We start from the raw sequence: 18,018 nt of genomic DNA, 5'->3' as shown, positions 1-18,018 counted from the left end.
TTATCCAATGCCTTAGGGTCATCAACGTCAATGGCGTTGGCATAAGGGGCGTACGGTGGCAAAACGGGTGGTCGACGAGGCGTCACGCAGGCGGCGGCGCCCCACCAAACACGGACAGGTCCTGACCCACCGGCTCATGGTCGAGACCGCGCTGCGGATGCTGCGCGAGCACGGCGCGGCCGGGCTCACCGCGCGCCGTCTCGGCCACGCGCTCGGGGCCGACGCCAGCACCGTCTACCGCTACTTCCGCGGCATGGACGACCTGATCCTCGCCATCGCCGACGAGTTGTACGGCCACGCCATGGCCGGCTGGACGGCCACCGGCGACTGGCGGGCCGATCTGCGCGACCTCGGCCTGCGCATCCACCACGCCTACCTCGCCCACCCGCAGGCCGCCCTGCTCACCGCCAGCCGCGTCACCGGCCGGCCCAACGAGGTGGCGGGCGACGAGACGATCCTCGGCGTCCTGCGCGGCGCCGGCTTCCCCGACGACGACGCCGTACGCATCTACCACGCCTTCATCGACCAGAGCCTGGCCTTCGCCATCCTCGACGCCGCCACCCTCGCCCTGCCCAAGGCCGCGCGGGAGGCCGACGAGGAGGTGTGGCGCGACACGTACGCCCGGCTGCCCGCCGCCACCCATCCCCACATCGCCGCCACCGCGCCGCTGCTCGTCGCCCACATGAACGACAGCGCGTACCCGACGGCGCTCGACATGTTGCTGTCCAGCGCTTCGGCCCAGCTCAGCGGGTAGATCGGAGCTATGCCCGAAGGCCATCTCATCCACCGCCACGCCGGCGAGCAGCACGCGGCGCTGTCCGGCCGGGTCGTGCGCGCCACCAGCCCCCAGGGGCGCTTCGACGCCCGCCCCTACGACGGGAGGGCCGTCACCGAGGTGGAGGCCGTGGGCAAGCACCTTCTCTACCACGTCGACGGAGCCCCCACCATCCACGTGCACCTCGGGATGCGCGGCCTCTTCCTGCGCCACGCCGACCCGGCGACCGCTCCCAGAGGCGGCACCCGGCTCCGGCTGGCCACCGACGAGGTGGCGTACGACCTCATCGCCCCCATCCGGTGCGAACCGCTCGATCCGCAGGCCCTCGCCGGCCTGCGCGCCTCACTCGGCCCCGACCCGCTCCGCCGGGACGCCGAGCCCGCCGAGGCCGTCGAACGGCTCACCTCCTTCCGCGGCCCGGTCGGCGCGGCCGTGCTCGACCAGGGCGTGTGGGCGGGCATCGGCAACGCGTGGCGGGCGGAACTGCTGTTCCTGACCGGCCTGCACCCGGGTGAGCGCGGCATCGGCCCCGACGCCGCCGCCCGCCTGTGGGAGACGGCGACCGCGTACATGCCGCTCGGCCGCGACGCCGGGCAGGTCGTCAGCGACCCGGACGCACCCGGCGAACGCTGGGTCTACAAACGCGACCGGTGCCGGCGGTGCGGGGCCGGCGTACGGACGTGGCAGCTCGCCTCCAGAACCGCCTATGCCTGCCCACAGGACCAGCCCGGGTAGCCTGGCAAGGGGAGTGACATGAGCATGACCACACGTGACAACCTGCTGGACATCCGGCGCATCTACCTCGAACCCGCGGCCGCCGAGCTGCCCCGCGGCCAGGAGATCCTCGCCCGCTATCCCGACGCCGAGCTCGTCGAGATCGCCGGCCACCACCGCATCCCCGAGCTCTACGGCGACGAGGCCAACGTCGCCCGCTGGGTGCGCATCAAGACCGAAGCCCTGGTGCTCGGAGTGAAGAAGTCGCTGACGGCCCGCCCCAACGGCCGCTCCGCCGACTTCATCGCCCCGTCCACGGCCAACGGCTGCGCGATGGCCTGCGCCTACTGCTACGTGCCGCGCCGCAAGGGCTACAGCAACCCGATCACCGTCTTCGCCAACATCGGCAAGATCATCGCCTACCTGCAGCGTCACGCCGCCCGCCAGGGCGTCAAACCCGAGCCCGACCAGGTCGACCCGCACGACTGGGTCTACGACATCGGCGAGAACTCCGACTGCTCCGTCGACGCCACGATCTCCCGCAACGTCCGCGACCTCGTGGAGACGTTCCGCGACCTGCCCGGCGCCAAGGCCAGCTTCGCCACCAAGTACGTCAACCGCGACCTGCTCGACTGGGACCCCCGGTCGAGCACCAGGATCCGCTTCAGCCTCATGCCCGCCGCCGACGCCAAACTCCTCGACATCCGCACCTCACCGATCACCGAACGGATCGCGGCGATCAACGACTTCGTCGCCGCCGGCTACGAGGTGCACGTCAACCTCAGCCCGGTCGTCGTCCGCGACGGCTGGCTGGAGAGCTGGGCCGAACTGCTGCAACACCTCGACGACGCCCTGAACGCCGAAGCGCGACGGCAACTCGCCGCCGAGATCGTGTTCCTCACCCACAACGAACGCCTCCACGAGGTCAACCTGGGCTGGCATCCGAAGGCGGAGGAGGTGTTGTGGCGGCCGGACGTGCAGCAGGCCAAGCGGTCGCAGACGGGCGGCTACAACGTCCGCTACCGCACCGGACTCAAGGGCCGCTATGTGACCGCCCTCACCGACCTGATCAACACCAAGCTGCCGTACTGCCGCATCCGGTACGCCTTCTGACCCCTGTCGTGCGATCGCCGGGGACGTGACGTAAATCAAACCGAAAGCCCTCGTACCTACGCTCGTCACAGTCTTCCAGCCGCGAGGTGGATCGCGTAAGAGACGAGGTGATGCCTGGATGCTCTTCAAGATTCTCGGGCCCTTGGAGGTCACCGGCCCTGAAGGTGACCTGGCCATCGGTCCGCCGCTGCGCCGGATGCTGCTGGCCGCCCTGATAGTCGAGGGCGAACACCTGGTCACGCAGGAGCGCCTGGCCGACGTCCTGTGGGGCGACGACCCACCGTCCACCGCGACCAAGAACATCCAGACCCACGTCTTCCATCTTCGGGCGCTGCTCGGCCGCGAGCGGATCGAGCGCCGGCACACTGGCTACGTACTGAAGATCACGCCCGCCGAGCGAGACACGGACGTCTTCGAACAGCAGGTACGGCAGGGGCGGCTGCTGGTCGGCCTGGGTTGCTACAAGGACGCACGCGTGGCGCTGCGTCGAGGCATGGCACAGTGGCGAGGGCCGCTCCTCGCGGATCTCCCCAGCCGCGCGGCGTGGCGAGGGGCGGCCAACCGGCTGGAGAACCAGAAGCTCCTCGTGATCGAGAGCCTCATGGAGGCCGAACTGGGACTCGGCCACTACGAGACGGTGGTGGAGGAACTCTCGCTGCATCTCGAGACGTACCCGCTGCACGAACGATTCTGGACGCAGCGGATGATCGCGCTGTCCCGGCTGGGCCATCGGTCATCCGCTCTGATGGCGTACGAGCAGGCGAGACAGACCATGAACCAGGAACTGGGCGTGGAACCGGGCCCCGAACTCCGCGACCTGCACCAGAAGATCCTTCAGAGCTAGTGCCCGCTCGTTCCTCCGAACGCTTCTCGCACGCGCGCGGCGGGCAGCCCACCACCTCCGACCACGACCCGGACACAGCGCGAAGGGTCAAGCGTGAACGCCACGGCGCTGGAGGCGTCGTCTGCCCGGACGCCGCGCAGGGATGCGTGCAGGCGGGCCAGGTGGTCGTCGGCCAGCGAGTACGCAGCCTGATCGGCCAGCGCCGCGGCGATCGACCTCGTGGTCTGCAACTGCACGCGGGCCGAGCCCCGGAGATAGCGGATCGCCGCTTCGCATTCGGTCTCGGTGAAGCCCTCCTCGCGGATCCGTTCGACGATCGCCACCACGTCCTCGAGCGCGGCCTCTGTCACCGCGGGCGCGACCGCCCCCGTGACGGTCAGCACGCCCCGTGCCCGCAGCGGCCGGGTGCGAGCCCGGAACCCGAATGAGTGTCCGTTCGTCTCGCGCAGCTGCTGGTCCAGCCTGGAGGTCACGGTCCCGCCCAGGCAGAAGCCGCCGACCATGACCGCGGGCCACTCCGGAGCACTCTGGCCCGGGACGAGACCCGCCATCGCGACATGCGTCTGCGCGTGGTCGCCTGGAATGTGCACCAAGGCGGGTTCGCCTGGCCGAAGAGGCTCGTGGTTTCGTACGGCGGGTGAGACGCCGTTGCCTCGCCATGCCGCGAGTGCCGGTTCCAGGTCCGGCGGGAGCCGGGCGGGATCGTGGTCGCCGACGAGAACGATCGACGTGTTCTCGGGCCGGACGTTCGACGCATAGAACGCACGGACCTGATCAGCGGAGATCTCCGACACGGTGGAGGCGGTGCCGCCCCGGGGCCGGGACAGCCGTCCTGCGCCGGTGAAGAGTCTGGTGTTCACGGCACGTGCGGCCAGCGCGGCCGGGTCGTTGCCGCTCCGGTGGATCGCCTCGAGCCTCTGATGCACGAGCCGCTCGATCTCCGTGCCGGGGAAGGCGGGGTCCGCCAGGGCAGGCGCGATCAGTGCGAGGGCGGCGGCGATGTGCTCCTTGGGAGCCTCCATCGTGAGGCGGATCGAGACGTCGTCGCAGCGTGCGCCCATGGTGGCCCCCAATCTCGCGAGCTCGGCGAGAAAGTGCCGCTGGTCGTCGTGGCAGGCCCCGAGCGCGAGAGCCTTCGCGCATATGGAAGCGATGCCGTCCAGACCGGAGGGCTCGGCTTCGCTGGGCAGGTCGAGAACGAGATGAACGGCAGAGAGTGCGGAGCCGCGCGTACGGTGCGAGAACAAGGTCGCACCGTTGGCGAGCCGGGTACGCCGCGGCTGGGGAAACGTCCATGCCGGCGTCATGATGGTCCGCCGCATGAGGTGGGGGCGGCTGGTTCATGGACGATCGACGTTCGATGGTCCGGGTGGAACTCGGCAGCGGCTTCGCGGACCGCTTCGGACGAGACGTGGCGGATGAGTTCTTCCGCTTGGTCGACGGATTCAGGCCGGTCGTCGAGCGCGGCCCGCCGGCACAGTTCCTCCGCGCGGCCCTCCACCGAGCTCAGCTTCTCCATCCAGCCGCGGACCAGATGTGTTCGCGCGTATTCCAGTTCCTCATCATCGGGCCCCTCGCCGGCGAAGCGCAGCAACTCGGTGGCAACCGCGTCTTCCAGGGCCGTCATGCTCACGTGCGGTGCGGCCTTGAGTTCGAGCCATACGACGGACGGCGCGTGTATGAGCCTGCTGCATCCGATGGAGACGTGCGAAGCCACCGGAGTCTCCTGGATGAGCCGCCGCCAAAGGCGGCTGACCGGTCCCTTGCCCAGCGCCGTGAGCGCGAGCTCGTGCGCGAGGAAGTCACGTCCCGGAGCGGCGAGGCGAAATGCTGACAACACCGAACCCCAGAGGACATGCGCATCGGCCCTTCGCAGCGCCGGCTGTCCGCGACCGTTGCGGGCGACCGGTGACGGGAATCGGGCGCGTCCACCACGCCTTCCGCCCGAGGGCAGGGCTGCGAAGCGCCGCTCGACGCTTTCGGCTGCCTTGTCCGGCGAGAAACCTCCGGCGATCGAGAGCATGGCCCTGTCAGGGGTGTAGTGGGTCAGGAAGAAATCGCGGCAGTTCTCCAAGGAGAGAGCCGGCAGATCCCGGATCTCTCCACTGGGCACATGGGCGTAGGGGTGCCCTTCCGGGTGCGCTCGCGCCATCAGCTCCCGCCACCGTGCTCCGTCACCATGCCCGCCGTAACGCTCGCGCCATTCGTTCGCCACGACGTCGCGCTGCGTGGCGACCTTCTCCTCGGTGAGACTCCCGGCGATCGTCGCCATCCGGTCAGCCTCGAGGTCCAGCGCCAGGTCGAGGTGCTCGGCAGGCAGCACGTCCAGATAGAGCGAATGCTCGAAATGCGTGGTGCCGTTGGCGAAACCGCCCATCAGGTGGATGCGCTCGACGTGCTCGTTGCGCGCCACGTTGGCCGACCCCTGGAACATCAGATGTTCGCAGAGGTGCGCCAGCCCGGTCCGTCCCGGTTCCTCGTCGCGGCAGCCGACCGAGTACCACACGCAGACCGCCACCACCGGGGTTCGCCGATCCTCGGAAAGAATCACCCTCAGTCCGTTGTCGAGCAGGTAGTCGTGAATCATGCAGCCGCTCGTCGGAAGCCGAACGTCAGCAGGTGGACCCGCTCGCCCGCGGCCAGGCGGGACCGGGCGTGAATGATCTCGTTCGCGCGGAACAGGACCAGTTCTCCGGGCCGCAGAGGGACAGGAGTCGCGGTTTCCGGACCGCCGGAAGGAAACAGGACCAGGTTCGAACTACGCTCCTCGCCTTCGTGCACCAGCATCATGAGGACGTTGAGAGGGAACTCCTCGGTGTCGACATGGGGGTCGATGCCGTCGCCTTCGCGGTCGTAGTAGAGGTAGTCGCAGAAGTGCGTCGGTGCGGCGGGTTTGACATGCTGCTCCACGAGGCCACGCAGTTCGGCCGAGAACGCGACCGCCGCGGCCGCGTCTCCTCCGCGCCGGTAGAACTGGCGCTCTCCCACTTGTGCTTGCGGACGGAGAGCCTGCGACTCCGAGACAAGCCCAGCGAGGAGCTCGTCGGTGACCCATTGCGGCCGCCCGCGGTAGAGCAGGGCGCTGATGTCGTTCATCTGTCCTCCTTTGGTGTGCGTCCGATGATGTACGGGCGTCAGCGGGCTGACGACGTCGCCACGGCCCCATGAAGCGATCGTGCTCCGGCGAGCATCAGGCTGAGGGCGACGAGGATCGCGGAGACGGTGATCAGCACCGCGGCCACGGGAACCAGCCCCAGCGCGGCGCCTCCTGACGCGGCCCCGAGCGGGAACCCCAGCGTTCTGAAAGCACTTTGGGCTCCGGCCACCCTGCCGAGCAGGTGATCCGGCACAGTCCGCTGTATCAGCGTCCGTTCCATGGCGTAGAAGGGCGCCCCCACGACGCTCGCGACGAACAGGATGACGGCCGCCGCGAGAACGGTGTCGGCGAGTACGAGCAGGCCCTGCGAGACCCCCGTGGCCAGCAGTACGAACGCCAGCGCCCGGTGCGGTGGCCGATCACGGAGCCGCGGTGCGTACACGAGCAGTCCCAGCAACGCTCCGGCCCCGCAGACGGTGAGCAGCGCGCTGTACTGGACGACGCCCGCGTGCAGCACCTGCGTGCTGTAGACGGGAAGCAGGACTTCCATCGTTCCCCCCGTGACGAGCACACCGAAGGCGGCCACCGTGAGCAGGAGGATCGCGCGGTTGGTCACGAGCAGGCGGAAGCCTCCGAAGGCCGGCGCCGGGGACGAGGAGTCTTTGGTCAGGTCGCTTTCGCGCGGCAGTCTCAGCGCGACGAGAGCCATGACCAGGAAGCTCCCGGCGTCGACGATCAGGGTCGGCGCGACCCCGAGCGCGTGGATGAGGCCGCCGGCCAGGGCCGGCCCGGCGATGGTCGAGAGCTCCCAGCTGATCGAGAGCAGGCCGTTCGCGCTGTCGAGCCGGGAGTCAGGCACCAGATGGGGAGTCAGTGTGCGCTCTCCGATGTCGCTGGCCGGTGAAAGAAGCGCACACGCCAGCGCGGCCCCGTACACGTGCCACATCTGCAGATCACCCGACCACTGGAACAGCGCGAGCACGCCGATGGCGATGGCACGGCCGGCGTTGTCGACGGCGATGACCAGGCGCCGGCTGTACCGGTCCATGAGCATGCCGTTGAGCGGGCCGCTCAACACGCGCGGCAGTCCGAAGAACATCAGGGCCAGCCCGAGTTCGGCCGCACCGGCCTCGTTCACCACCAGCCAGGAGAGGGCGACAACGGTCATGGTGTCGCCGGTGCGAGAGACGGTGACGCCCAGCCAGAACCTGCGGAACGCGGGACTGCCTCGCAGCGTCTCCCAGTATTGGTTCGACCAGTTCACAGCGGCTCCTGACATGCCGGTTCGACCGGCGGGGCGAGCAGCGGTTCCGCGTCGTGAGGAATGACGGGCAATCCCTCGTCAGCCGCGGTGCTGAGGATCGCGGAGACCTGCTGGCCGTATCCGGTGCAGCGGCACAGGTTTCCGGCCAACGCCCGCCGGACCGTGCTGTGGTCGAGAGGCGGCCCCGTCGGGTCCGCGTCGCAGAGCAGGGCTCGCGCCGCGACGATCATCCCCGGTGTGCAGAATCCGCACTGGACGGCGCCGTGGGCGACGAACGCGGCGGGCAACGGGTCGCCCAAGGTCTCAAGACCCTCGATGGTCAGCACGCGGCGACCGGCCACGCCGGACGTCAGCACGCAGCAGGCCGGTACCACGGCCTCATCGAGGAGGACCGAACACCCTCCGCAGTGTCCGCGACCGCAGGGCTCCTTGGTGCCGGTGAGTCCCAGATCGTCCCTGAGCCAGTCGACCAGCCGGCGCTCCGTCGCGGGAAGAGAGACTCGTTCGCCGTTGACGTACACCTCTTCGTTCATGCCTCCCCCTAGGTGGCTTCGACGCATCTGAGCAGGGCACGTTCGACCAGGCTTGCCACGAGATGACGCCGGTAGGCCCGCTCGCCCGGGTCGCGCACGCCGACCCGCACCTCACGCGCCGCGGCTGCGCCGCTCGCCCTGGCCGCCTCGCGAAGGTCACCGGCGTGACCGGCCCAGGTCTTCTCCGCGTGCCTGAGCCGATGGGGCACGGTGCCCGTGGACCCGACAGCGATCGAGCACCGGGCCGGGTCGTCCGCACCCCACCAGCCCGCGGCCACGGTTGCGAGGTTCGGCCCTCCCGCGGCCCGGACACCGACTTTCTCGAAGGCGGAGAAGGGCGGGGGCGACCAGCGCAACGCGATGACGGGGGCAGGCTGTCGGCGCAGAACCACCTCCAGGGGATGCCAGGCGATCTCGCCCTCGTGCACGGCGAGTTCGCCCGCGGCGGCGTCCAGAGCCAGGAGCGCCACCGCCAGGCAGGCCGGCTGCCGTGATCCGACGTTGCCGCCCGCGGTCGCCAGGTTCCGCACCGCAGGGCCTGCGACGCTTGATGCCGCTTCGCGCAACACGGCAGGGAGCGTCTGGTCCGCTGCGATTCTCGCCAGAGTGGTCGCGGCACCGATCTCTCTCGTCCCGTACCGGTGCAGTTCCTCGATCGCGGCCAACGGGACGATCTCCACCTTCCGGTCCCGGCAGGCGGGCACCGCGAGCGTGCCGCCCCCGAGCAGGACAACCTGGGGCCGTGACCGGAGCAGAGCGGCCAGCTCGGAAACATCACGTACGTGGTGGACGGTGGAGACGTTCATGGACGGCTCACCTCCTGCTCTGCGCTCTTACGGCGAAGGACCTGCCAGACCTCCTGCGGCCGCAGGGGCAACCGGGTGAAGCGCACGCCTGTGGCGTCCGCGAGAGCGTTGGCGACCGCGGCGGCGACGGGCGTGATCGGCACCTCGCCCACTCCGTTGCCGCCGAACGGCCCTCCGTCCACCGGCACGACCGAGAACACGACCTTCACCGGAGGAACATCCACTGCACCAGGCGCCCCGTGCGCCTGGATGGTCCCCGGGCCGTGGCCGTCCTCTCCCGGCAGCCATGCGTCGATGCGAGCCAGCCCGAGGCCCTGGACGGTGCCGCCGTGGACCTGACCCGCCGCGGCCTGCGGGTTGATCGGTCGGCCGCAGTCCACCACCGCGAGGCAGTCCTCGACCTCGACGACCCCGGTGTTCTGATCGACGGCGACACGGACGAAGCAGGCAGCGAACGAGGGTGTACCGGATCTCGGGGCATGGACGGCGGTGCCGCCCATGGATGTCACGTTCGCCAGGTCGGCGCGATCGAGCGGGACCTCTTCACCGGTCCGGAAGCACATGATCTTTCCCGCCACCAGATCCAGGTCCGCCGCGTCAACGTCCGACCGGCCGACCAGGTGGTCAAGGAGTGCGCGCCGGGCGGCTGCCGCGGCCAGCCGGGCGGCCTCCCCACCGACGAAGACGCTGCGTTGCGCGGTGCTTCCCACGTCGGCCGGGCCCGCGGCCGTGTCCCCCTCCACCACCTGCACCCAGGCGAAAGGAAGCCCGATCTCCTCGGCCACGATCTGGGCGAGCACGGTGCTCGAGCCGGTGCCGCTGTCGCAGGTGCCTGTGTAAAGGGTCACGCTGCCGTCGGCGTTCCAGCGCACGCGTGCCTCACTGGTGTCCTCCGCCGGTGAGGTCACACTGGACTTCGTGGCGATGGCGACGCCGCTCCCGCGCAGCCGGCCGTCGGACCCCACGGTGGGGGCCGTCATGAACCGCTCACCGTGGTCGAGCACCGTCCTGCTGCGACCGCCCACCGCGGCAGGAGCGCCGTCGTGGCCGGGGCGGTGCACGTTGACGCGCCTGATCCCGACGGGAGTGAGGTCCAGCCGGCGCGCCGCGATGTCCATGACCTGCTCGAACGCGAAATTGACCTGGGCGCCTCCGTAGCCCCGGTAGGCGCCGCCCGGCAGGGTGTCGGTCTGTACGGCCGTACCGGTGAACCGGTGAGTCGCGTACGGATACAGGGCGGGAACAGCGGTCGCCATGGCTCCCAGGACGTAGGGGGCGTGCGATGCGTAGGCACCGGAGTCGAGGACGACATCGATCTCCGAGGCGAGCACGCGGCCGGAGCCGGTCAGCCCGATCCGCACGTCGAGCCGTGCGCCATGACGGCCTCGGCCCGCCGTCAACTCCTCATCGCGGCTGTACGTCAGCCGGACCGGTCGGCCGAGCCGGAGTGCCAGCCAGCAGACCAGAGCTTCTTCGTACAGTTCCTGACGCCCGCCGAAGCCGCCGCCCTCGGCTACCTTGCGCAGCCGGATCCGTTCTTGGGGCAGCCGCAGTATCTCCGCGCACAGCCGCCTGATCTGAGCAGGGGACTGGGTGTTGCTCCACAGCGTGATGCCACCGTCCTCCGGAACCGCCGCGCAGGCGTGCGGCTCCAGGCAGACGTGTTGCGCGGCGGGATTCCAGAACCTCTCCGACACCACCAGATCCGAGGCGGTGAAGGCGGCCGTTGCGGAGTCTCCCGCCGAAAGCGTTCCCAGGACTCGCCCGCGTTCGAGCGCGCTGTCGATGTCGAGGACGGGCTCCTTGGGGAGCCAGCGCACTCGGGCGGCACGGGCCGCCTCCTGCGCCTCGGACCGCGTCCCTGCCACCACCACGGCCACCCCATCACCCACGTGCCGGGCAGCGTCCGTCAGCAGGTATTTGTCCCGTGCCAGATCGAGTTGGTCGCTGGGTGGTGCGGCGGCTGGGTTGAAGGGGACCTGGGGGACGTCGGCTGCGCGGAACAGTGCCATGGCGCCGGCATCGTCGATCGACAGGACGTCAGCGCGCGGATGGGGCGAGCGGATGACGGACGCCCATAGGGCGCCGGGGATGGTCATGTCGGTCAGGTACCTGAAGCGTCCGGTGGCCTTCTCCCACCCGTCCAGGCGCGGCAGCGACTCGCCGACGAGGTGGCGACTCGGGTCAGGCATGAGGAAGGGGGAAGAGATTGATGTCTTCTTCGGCGAGAGGGCTGACACGCCAGCCCAGGCGGACGGCCGCTTCCTGGATGGCCTTGCGCCCGAGGAAAGGGAAGGCCGCGGCGAAATTGGGAACCAGTCCTGGGACCAGGACACGGACCACCCGCATTCCCGTGGCCTCCACGTCCGGCGTGCTCAGATCGGCGTAGAAAATCTCCAGTCCGCGGCTCTCGAGCACCTTGCGATAGCTGTTGAGCGAACCGTCGGGCATGCTCGGGACGTCCTCGAAGCTCCTCGTCGCCGGCACGTCGGTCCAGGGACGTACGACGTCACGGGCCCGAGGGTCGAGGAAGATCTGCTGCTGGCACATGAGATCTCCGGCATCGCGGAAGTCCGGCCGATAGTCGTCGAGGTAGGCGCGGTCGCGGCGCCACGGTTTCACGAACCGGTCACTGAACTCGTCGTTGGCCGCCGCCCGGCGAAAGTCTCCGTGAGGGTCGAGCAGGTCCCTGCTGACGTCCTGCAGGGTCAGTGCCTCCGTCCACGCCTTCGCCGCGGCGGCCTCCGGGTCGCTCCTCGCAGCGAACCCGATGTTGAACAGCTCGTTCTCGACGTCCTCCACCACGCCGGCGAAGACGGGGACGCCGAACTCGTTGTCCAGATGAATCAGCCAGGCCCGCTGCGCGCTGCCGCGCTGCCACAGGCCCTCCAACCGGGACGTCGGGATCACCGCGGGAAGCGCATGCGCATTGGCCCACCAGATCATCGTCGCGTGCCGTTCGACGATCTCCTGAAGGGCGGACGTCATGGCCGCTTCCAGATTCGGCCCCGCCGCTATGCCGGGATAGAACGGATTGTTGGTCGGCTGCTCGTCGCTGAAGTCGCCGATATGCCAGTTGACGTACGTGAGGCTCGCGGGAAGAAACGCCGGGCGATCGTTGGACAGGGAGCGGCCAGCCACCCACCAGGTCTCGTGCTCCCTGGTGAAAGGGACGAAGGGAAAGCCTGGGGTGTTGTACTGGCGCTCGGAGAAAAGGACCAGTCGCTCCGGATCGACGCAGTGTTCCCCGCGAGCGATCAGACTGCTGTAGGAGCCTCGCGCAAGAAGGTCCTTCCGTACGAGATTCCCGCAGTACCGTTCAAGAGCTTCGCCCATTGCCGCGGCACGGGCACCCTCGTGGTCAGCAAATGTGCTCCCTGTGCAGATCCGATCGTTGACATGGGGATAAAGCCGGCTCACGTCAGATACGCGGCTCAGTACGGTCACCAGCGCGTCAGGAAGCGACGGATGGCGGTGGGCCTCATGAAGGGCGGTGATGATCCCGGTACGCCGGTCGACGAGGAGGTCGGCACCCGAGCCAGGCGGCTGCAGTGACCGGGGCCCCTCTCGAAGCGGCAAGGGAAGCACCGGATGCCGCGAAACCGTCAGATCCGACGGGTTCACCTCGACCTCGTGCCACCATCCTTGGGCCGGCCGTCCCGCCACCCAGTGAGCGATGTCGGCGAACAGGAGGGAGAGCATCCACGTCAGCTCGGCCGGCGATCCGTCGTGCGCGCTGAACGCTCGGGTGAGCAGGGCCCGCTGGACGGCGGCGTCCTCGGCGGCGGCGAGCCGCCTCCCCAGCAGGTCCCGGTAGTCCGGGCTGCGTCCGGGGTCCACGTGCGGGCCGAGCCAGCCCTTTCCGTGGTCGAGATGGAACTGCGTCCACCGAAGTCCCAGCAACGCGCAGATGTCGTTGATCCCGGTGAGGAAGTCCGGGTTCAGACCGGCATCGAGGGCGACCACCAGATGATCGCGCGACGATGCGCGCGCGACCTCCTCGAAGTGTTCGGGCGAGCAGGGCACAGCCGAACGGAACTCCCGGACCAGGCCGCTGTCCACGACGAGGTCGCACAGCGTCTCGTCCCCGACCAGGATCAGCGAGGCGTCGGCGCGCCCGCACCCGGCCCCGTCGGCCAGAGCTCCGGCGTCGAGCAGGGCGGTGATCAGCTCGTTCATGGCCGCCGGGTCGGCGGCGGATGCGCACAGCGTGCTCAGCGGTGTGCTGCCGTCGCAGTTCCTCAGCAGACTCTCGATCTCACCCGGAGCCGGCGGAACGCGCCACAGCTTCCCAGCGGGCAGTGACAGCAGCGACCCACCCGCCGGATGCGGCCGTACGTCCACGGAGATGACCCGCGGGCGGAGATCCGGCGGCGACATTCGTTCACGCATCGGCCGCCCTTTCCACTAGGGCGGCGGCCCACCGACGGCGGGTGGGGGCAGGAAGATCGTTCTCCCCCGGACGATAGACGGCGGTGTGCGCGGTGGCGATGAGGAGTTCGAACACCCGGCTCGTGTCCGGTATCGCCCCGTGCTCCGCACGGGCAAGTTCGGCGCGTTCTCCGTCATCCACTGCGCGAGCCCGCCCTCGGAGCCAGAATTCGGCGTCGCTGGGACCAGGAAGCGCGTGAAGGACATATCTTCCGTCGCGCAGCAGGTCACGGCATTTCGGTGAGGTCTCGATCAGGCCCACGTAAATTCCGGTGCCGTGGAAGAAGGGGCAGACCGGATGTACGCGCGGCCAGCCGTCCGCCGTCACCGTCGCCAGATAGGCGATACTCAAGCGATCGATTATCTTACGGCCCAATTCCGCCATTGCGCCGTCTGCGATTCTCAGCGCTTCCCAATCGGCCATGGTGATCCATTCGCGACTTCTGTTGTCCGGTTCCACAGGGCCGGCACGCCGGTTGTCACCGGCGTGCCGGCCCTGGCAGCCCTGATGAACTCAGGACTAAGCGTCAGCTTCCTCGGAAAGCTGCTCCCACGCGAAGGACGCCTTGCTCATCGCGTGATGTCCCCGGGTCACGTCCAGCATCGCCGGAGCGTCGTTGATCTCCTCGTACATGTCCACCTCCTCGAAAGGCTCGTGCAGGTGATTGCCGGAGAATCGTGACACGGCGAGGAATGCACTCGGAATGCGGCCGGTATTCATCGAATATGTGACAGGCTGCTGATTGATATTTCACCTGGCCGGCCCGGGAAAAAATCATCGCAAGTTCTTCGGCGGGGGCGTCCCGCGCGTGACCGGCTACGGGCAGGCGTCGCAGCGGCGCGTCCGCCGAGGGGCGGATTCTCGCGAGATGTGCGCCGGCCCGGGACCTGGCCGGGGCCGGGCGCGTGGCGGGGTACGGCCGGGGATCAGAGGCGGTTCTGGGCGATACGTTTGCCGGAACCGTTCGGCAAGGACATGGAGCGGCCGGGTCAGAGGCGGTTCTGGGCGATGCGTTTGCCCAGCCCGGCCAGGGAGTCGTCGGCCATGAGCGCGGGCAGGCGGGGCGCGTCCGCGTCGACCTGGCGCAGCACCGCGGGGTGATCGCCGCTGAACCGGCTCCAGGCCCGGACCACCTCCGGCATCGCCGCGATGGCCGCCTCCGACAGGATCGCCTCCCTGGGCAACCACGACGTCAGGAACGCCGAGACCCGCCGCGGACTCCACCACAGCGGCCGATCCCCGACGAACTCGGCCAGCTTCTCGAACGCCTCCCGCGCTCCCGGCATCTCCGGCAGATCCCGGAACCGGGCCAGGGTGTCGTCGGACGCTCCGTGTACCAGGCCGGGGACGCCCTGCGCACGGGTGATCGCCAGCGGCCGCACGCCCGCCAGCGTGTCCGCGACCTCCACCCCCATGATCCGGTCACCCAGTTCGAACGCGTCCAGGATCCGCCCGGCCACCGTCCCCGGTTCGGCCGCCGCCAGCTCCAGATCGTCGAGGAACTTCGCCTCCTCGACCAGCGCGTCGACCGCCAGCCCGCCATGCGGCTGGTCGATGCCGACCACCAGGATGTGCGGCTCCTTGCCGTTGTCATACCGGAAGGAGAGCACGGCCAGCACCTGCTCGCCGTACGGGTCGGCCTTGCCGTACCAGGCGCCCTCGCACGTCACCCGGCCCATCCGGCGCACCCACCCGGCGAGCGTCTCGTCCAGCCCACGGGCGGCGTCGGCGTACACCCCGGCACCCACCACCGCCTCGCCGTCAGCCGCAGACCCGCCGTCACCCGCCGCTTGGCCGTCGCTCACCGCCTCGCCGTCACCCGCAGCCTGCCCGTCATCTACGGCCTCGCCGTCGCTTGCCAGAGGGCCGGACGCCGCGTCCGGCGCATCCGGAGCGCCGGTGGGAGGCGACGGCCGGCCGGCGTTGACCGCGGCCAGAGCGACCAGCGTGAGCCGCGCCTCAGGACCGCCGTCCGCCGCCAGCTCGGCCAGGAACGGTCGCACCCGCTCCGGCGCCAACCCGGCCGTGATCCTGGCCGCCCAGAGCTCGGTCCGCAGCGGTGAACGCCACCTGAGCAGGTCACGAGCCTGGCCGACAGCCGTGGAAAACGCCTCAGTGCTCACCATCCGACCGTACCTTGCGGGCTCGCGCCTCTTGTCCCTCGCTCCTGCCCTCTATTCTGATCGAGGGCGAGGAGTGGGGCTGCACGGAGATCCGCATTCTCGGGCCTGTCGAGGTCCGTCGGGACGGGGCGCCGGTGCCGCTTGGCGGTTCGAAACATCGCGCGCCTCTCGCACTTGTGGTGCTCAACGCGAACGGCGTCGTCTCCGTCGATCGGGTGATCACGGCATTGTGGGACGAGGACGTGCCGTCAACGGTCGCCAACCAGATTCAGCAGATGATCTCGAAACTCCGCCGAGCACCGGGCAGGGACGCCGACCGCGCGTCCCCGCTCGTGTATCGCGCTCCGGGCTACGTCCTGCGGCTGGACGAGACGACGAGCGATCTCGCCGTCTTCGGGCGCTTCGCGGAGCGCGGACGGGCCGCGCTCGCCGACGGCCGGCCGTCGGACGCCGCTCGCGATCTCGGCGCCGCGCTCGACCTGTGGCGGGGGCCCGCACTGGGGGACACGACCGGCCCGCTGATCCTCCTCGAGCGGCCACGGCTGGAGGAGCGACGGCTCGGGGTCATGCAGGACAGGATCGACGCCGAGCTGGCGCTCGGCCGTCATACCGAACTGGCCGGCGCGCTGACGGCGCTGGTGGCCGAACATCCACTGCGCGAATCCTTTCGCGAACGGCTCATGCTCGCGCTGTACCGATCGGGCCGCCAGGCCGAAGCGCTGGCCGAATACCAGCGGCTGTACCACCTTCTCGACGAGGAGCTGGGGATCCAGCCATGCGCGAGCGCGCAACAACTGCATCGGCAGATGCTCGCCGGCGTACCCGATCCGGGGGTCGGGCCGCCGCCGGGCCCGCCGCCGGCCGCGGTCGCGCTGGGCGGGCACGGGTCACCGGACGCGCCGGTCGTGCCGCGCCACCTTCCGGCGGCCACCCGCGACGTCACCGGCAGGGACGACCAGCTCGAACTGCTCGACGAACTGCTGCCCGACGACGAGGGCGGCGACGCGCCGGGCGTGGTGATCTCGGTCGTCTCCGGTACGGCCGGCATCGGCAAGACCGCGCTGGCGGTGCACTGGGCGCACCGGGTCGCGGACCGGTTTCCCGACGGTCAGCTGTACGTGAACCTGCGCGGCTTCGATCCACTCGGTCACAGGGTGACGCCGGCCGAAGCGCTGCGCCGGTGTTTCGACGCACTCGGGGTGCCACCGCAGCGGATCCCTGCCGACGCGGACGCCCAGGCGGGGTTCTACCGCAGTCTCCTGGCCGGCAAGCGCATGCTTGTTCTCCTGGACGACGCTCGTGACGAGGAACAGGTACGGCCCCTGCTGCCGGCCGCACCGGGCTGTCGCCCTGATCACCAGCCGCGACCATCTCTCCCGTCTGGTCGCGGCCCAGGCCGCCCGGCCCATCTCTCTGGGCCTGCTCACCGACGTCGAAGCGCGCCGGCTGCTCGCTCGGCGGCTCGGCGACGATCGTGTCGTCGCCGAGCCCGAGGCCGTCGACGCCATCATCTCTCGCTGCGCGCGGCTTCCCCTTGCCCTGGCGGTGATGGCCGCCCGCGCCGCCGCCCAGCCCGACTTCCCGCTCCGAACATGGGCCGAGCGGCTGCGCGACAGCCCGCTCCCGCACACACGTCAGAGCACGAGGGTTCCGCGCGGCGAGACCGCGGAGCGACGGTGAACGCAGAGCCAAGAAGCGTGGGCTGTCGCTCAACAATTCACACGCGCGCTTGGGCACTCTGGAGCTGGCAACCCGCCGAACACCGAGGTCGGCCGCCGAGAGTGCTGTTGCCGATCTGCCAGTCGTTGAAGGGAACCCACGTGCCCAAGCTCTCCACCCGCCTGGCGGCATCCTGCGTCACCGCCGTGACCGCGATCAGCCTGGCCGCCACGACGAACCCAGCCCAGGCAGCCGCCGCCGAGACGCTGCCCCTCTCGTGCGTCTCCAGCGCCGGAAACGCCTCGGCGTACGTCTACTACACCAACGGCGGCAGGACGATCACGAAGATCGACTATTACATCTACAACTCGCACGGCAGGCGTACGGAGAACAACATCACCATCGGCGACTCCGGAACGGCGCCGACCACCAAGACGTCCACCGACAGCGCCATCTCGAACGACGGGGTGCGCAATCTTCGCGAGAAGAACTACTCCCGCGGCCAGGGCTGGATCCGGTTGGAGGTCATCTTCGACGTGCCGAACGCCGGCGACCCGAAATGCGAAATCTCGAAGTACCTCTAGTCGCCGGCGTGCGGGCATCGCAGAGTGACGCGATAGCTGCTTGCCGCTCTGGACCTGCTGCTTCACCTGGCCGA

The 18,018-nt window shown here is 69.6% G+C and carries 15 protein-coding genes; 5 read left to right on the top strand and 10 right to left on the bottom strand.

The features are described 5' to 3' along the window. Nucleotides 1-55: 55 nt before the first annotated feature. The 4 genes from E1295_RS08180 (at nt 56) to E1295_RS08165 (ending at nt 3,446) form a co-directional block, all read left to right on the top strand. The gene (locus E1295_RS08180) at nt 56-754 is read left to right on the top strand and encodes a TetR/AcrR family transcriptional regulator (RefSeq protein ID WP_132629180.1); all 699 of its coding nucleotides are present in this window, start codon (nt 56-58) and stop codon (nt 752-754) included. Between the two features lie 9 nt (nt 755-763). Further along, nucleotides 764-1,510 (top strand): DNA-formamidopyrimidine glycosylase family protein, encoded by a 747-nt coding sequence (locus E1295_RS08175; protein WP_132629178.1) that lies wholly within the window; start codon nt 764-766, stop codon nt 1,508-1,510. A gap of 18 nt (nt 1,511-1,528) precedes the next feature. After that, nucleotides 1,529-2,602, top strand: coding sequence for a spore photoproduct lyase family protein (locus E1295_RS08170; RefSeq protein ID WP_132629176.1), 1,074 nt, complete (start codon nt 1,529-1,531; stop codon nt 2,600-2,602). A gap of 118 nt (nt 2,603-2,720) precedes the next feature. Continuing rightward, entirely contained in the window at nt 2,721-3,446 is a 726-nt protein-coding gene (locus tag E1295_RS08165) for an AfsR/SARP family transcriptional regulator (protein ID WP_132629174.1), read from the top strand. Here the strand turns inward: E1295_RS08165 and E1295_RS08160 are convergent. The 10 genes from E1295_RS08160 to E1295_RS08115 all read right to left on the bottom strand — a co-directional run bounded on the left by E1295_RS08160 (nt 3,443) and on the right by E1295_RS08115 (nt 15,704). Further along, nucleotides 3,443-4,753, bottom strand: coding sequence for a M16 family metallopeptidase (locus E1295_RS08160; protein WP_166427139.1), 1,311 nt, complete (start codon nt 4,751-4,753; stop codon nt 3,443-3,445). The two genes, E1295_RS08165 and E1295_RS08160, sit on opposite strands and share 4 nt — an antisense overlap. Then, nucleotides 4,750-6,033, bottom strand: a complete 1,284-nt coding sequence (locus tag E1295_RS08155) for a M16 family metallopeptidase (protein WP_132629170.1) — start codon at nt 6,031-6,033, stop codon at nt 4,750-4,752. Before E1295_RS08155 ends, E1295_RS08160 begins: the two co-directional genes overlap by 4 nt. Beyond that, nucleotides 6,030-6,542, bottom strand: coding sequence for a 2OG-Fe(II) oxygenase (locus E1295_RS08150; protein WP_132629168.1), 513 nt, complete (start codon nt 6,540-6,542; stop codon nt 6,030-6,032). The genes E1295_RS08155 and E1295_RS08150 overlap by 4 nt, the downstream gene beginning before the upstream one ends. Nucleotides 6,543-6,580: 38 nt before the next feature. Next, nucleotides 6,581-7,807 carry an MFS transporter gene (locus E1295_RS08145; RefSeq protein ID WP_166427138.1) on the bottom strand — a complete coding sequence of 409 codons (1,227 nt, stop codon included), beginning with the start codon at nt 7,805-7,807 and terminating at the stop codon, nt 6,581-6,583. After that, nucleotides 7,804-8,340 carry a (2Fe-2S)-binding protein gene (locus E1295_RS08140; RefSeq protein WP_132629164.1) on the bottom strand — a complete coding sequence of 179 codons (537 nt, stop codon included), beginning with the start codon at nt 8,338-8,340 and terminating at the stop codon, nt 7,804-7,806. Before E1295_RS08140 ends, E1295_RS08145 begins: the two co-directional genes overlap by 4 nt. Nucleotides 8,341-8,348: 8 nt before the next feature. Continuing rightward, the gene (locus E1295_RS08135) at nt 8,349-9,146 is read right to left on the bottom strand and encodes an FAD binding domain-containing protein (RefSeq protein WP_132629162.1); all 798 of its coding nucleotides are present in this window, start codon (nt 9,144-9,146) and stop codon (nt 8,349-8,351) included. Next, on the bottom strand, nt 9,143-11,338 hold the full coding sequence (locus tag E1295_RS08130; protein WP_132629160.1) for a xanthine dehydrogenase family protein molybdopterin-binding subunit: 2,196 nt from the start codon (nt 11,336-11,338) through the stop codon (nt 9,143-9,145). Before E1295_RS08130 ends, E1295_RS08135 begins: the two co-directional genes overlap by 4 nt. Beyond that, nucleotides 11,331-13,325, bottom strand: a complete 1,995-nt coding sequence (locus tag E1295_RS08125) for a YcaO-like family protein (protein WP_166427137.1) — start codon at nt 13,323-13,325, stop codon at nt 11,331-11,333. Before E1295_RS08125 ends, E1295_RS08130 begins: the two co-directional genes overlap by 8 nt. A 205-nt stretch (nt 13,326-13,530) precedes the next feature. Then, the gene (locus tag E1295_RS08120; protein ID WP_220448602.1) at nt 13,531-14,037 is read right to left on the bottom strand and encodes a pyridoxamine 5'-phosphate oxidase family protein; all 507 of its coding nucleotides are present in this window, start codon (nt 14,035-14,037) and stop codon (nt 13,531-13,533) included. Nucleotides 14,038-14,567: 530 nt separating this feature from the next. Then, nucleotides 14,568-15,704, bottom strand: a complete 1,137-nt coding sequence (locus E1295_RS08115; protein WP_132629156.1) for a hypothetical protein — start codon at nt 15,702-15,704, stop codon at nt 14,568-14,570. A gap of 173 nt (nt 15,705-15,877) precedes the next feature. On the opposite strand from E1295_RS08115, the gene E1295_RS08110 reads away from it, so the two are divergent. Continuing rightward, the gene (locus tag E1295_RS08110) at nt 15,878-17,944 is read left to right on the top strand and encodes an AfsR/SARP family transcriptional regulator (protein ID WP_132629154.1); all 2,067 of its coding nucleotides are present in this window, start codon (nt 15,878-15,880) and stop codon (nt 17,942-17,944) included. Nucleotides 17,945-18,018: the final 74 nt, after the last annotated feature.

It is taken from the genome of Nonomuraea mesophila, from assembly GCF_004352805.1.
In the GTDB taxonomy this organism is placed as follows: Bacteria; Actinomycetota; Actinomycetes; order Streptosporangiales; family Streptosporangiaceae; genus Nonomuraea; species Nonomuraea longispora.
The sequence above is the reverse complement of the archived record's forward strand: the minus strand, read 5'-3'. Positions and strand labels throughout refer to the sequence as shown.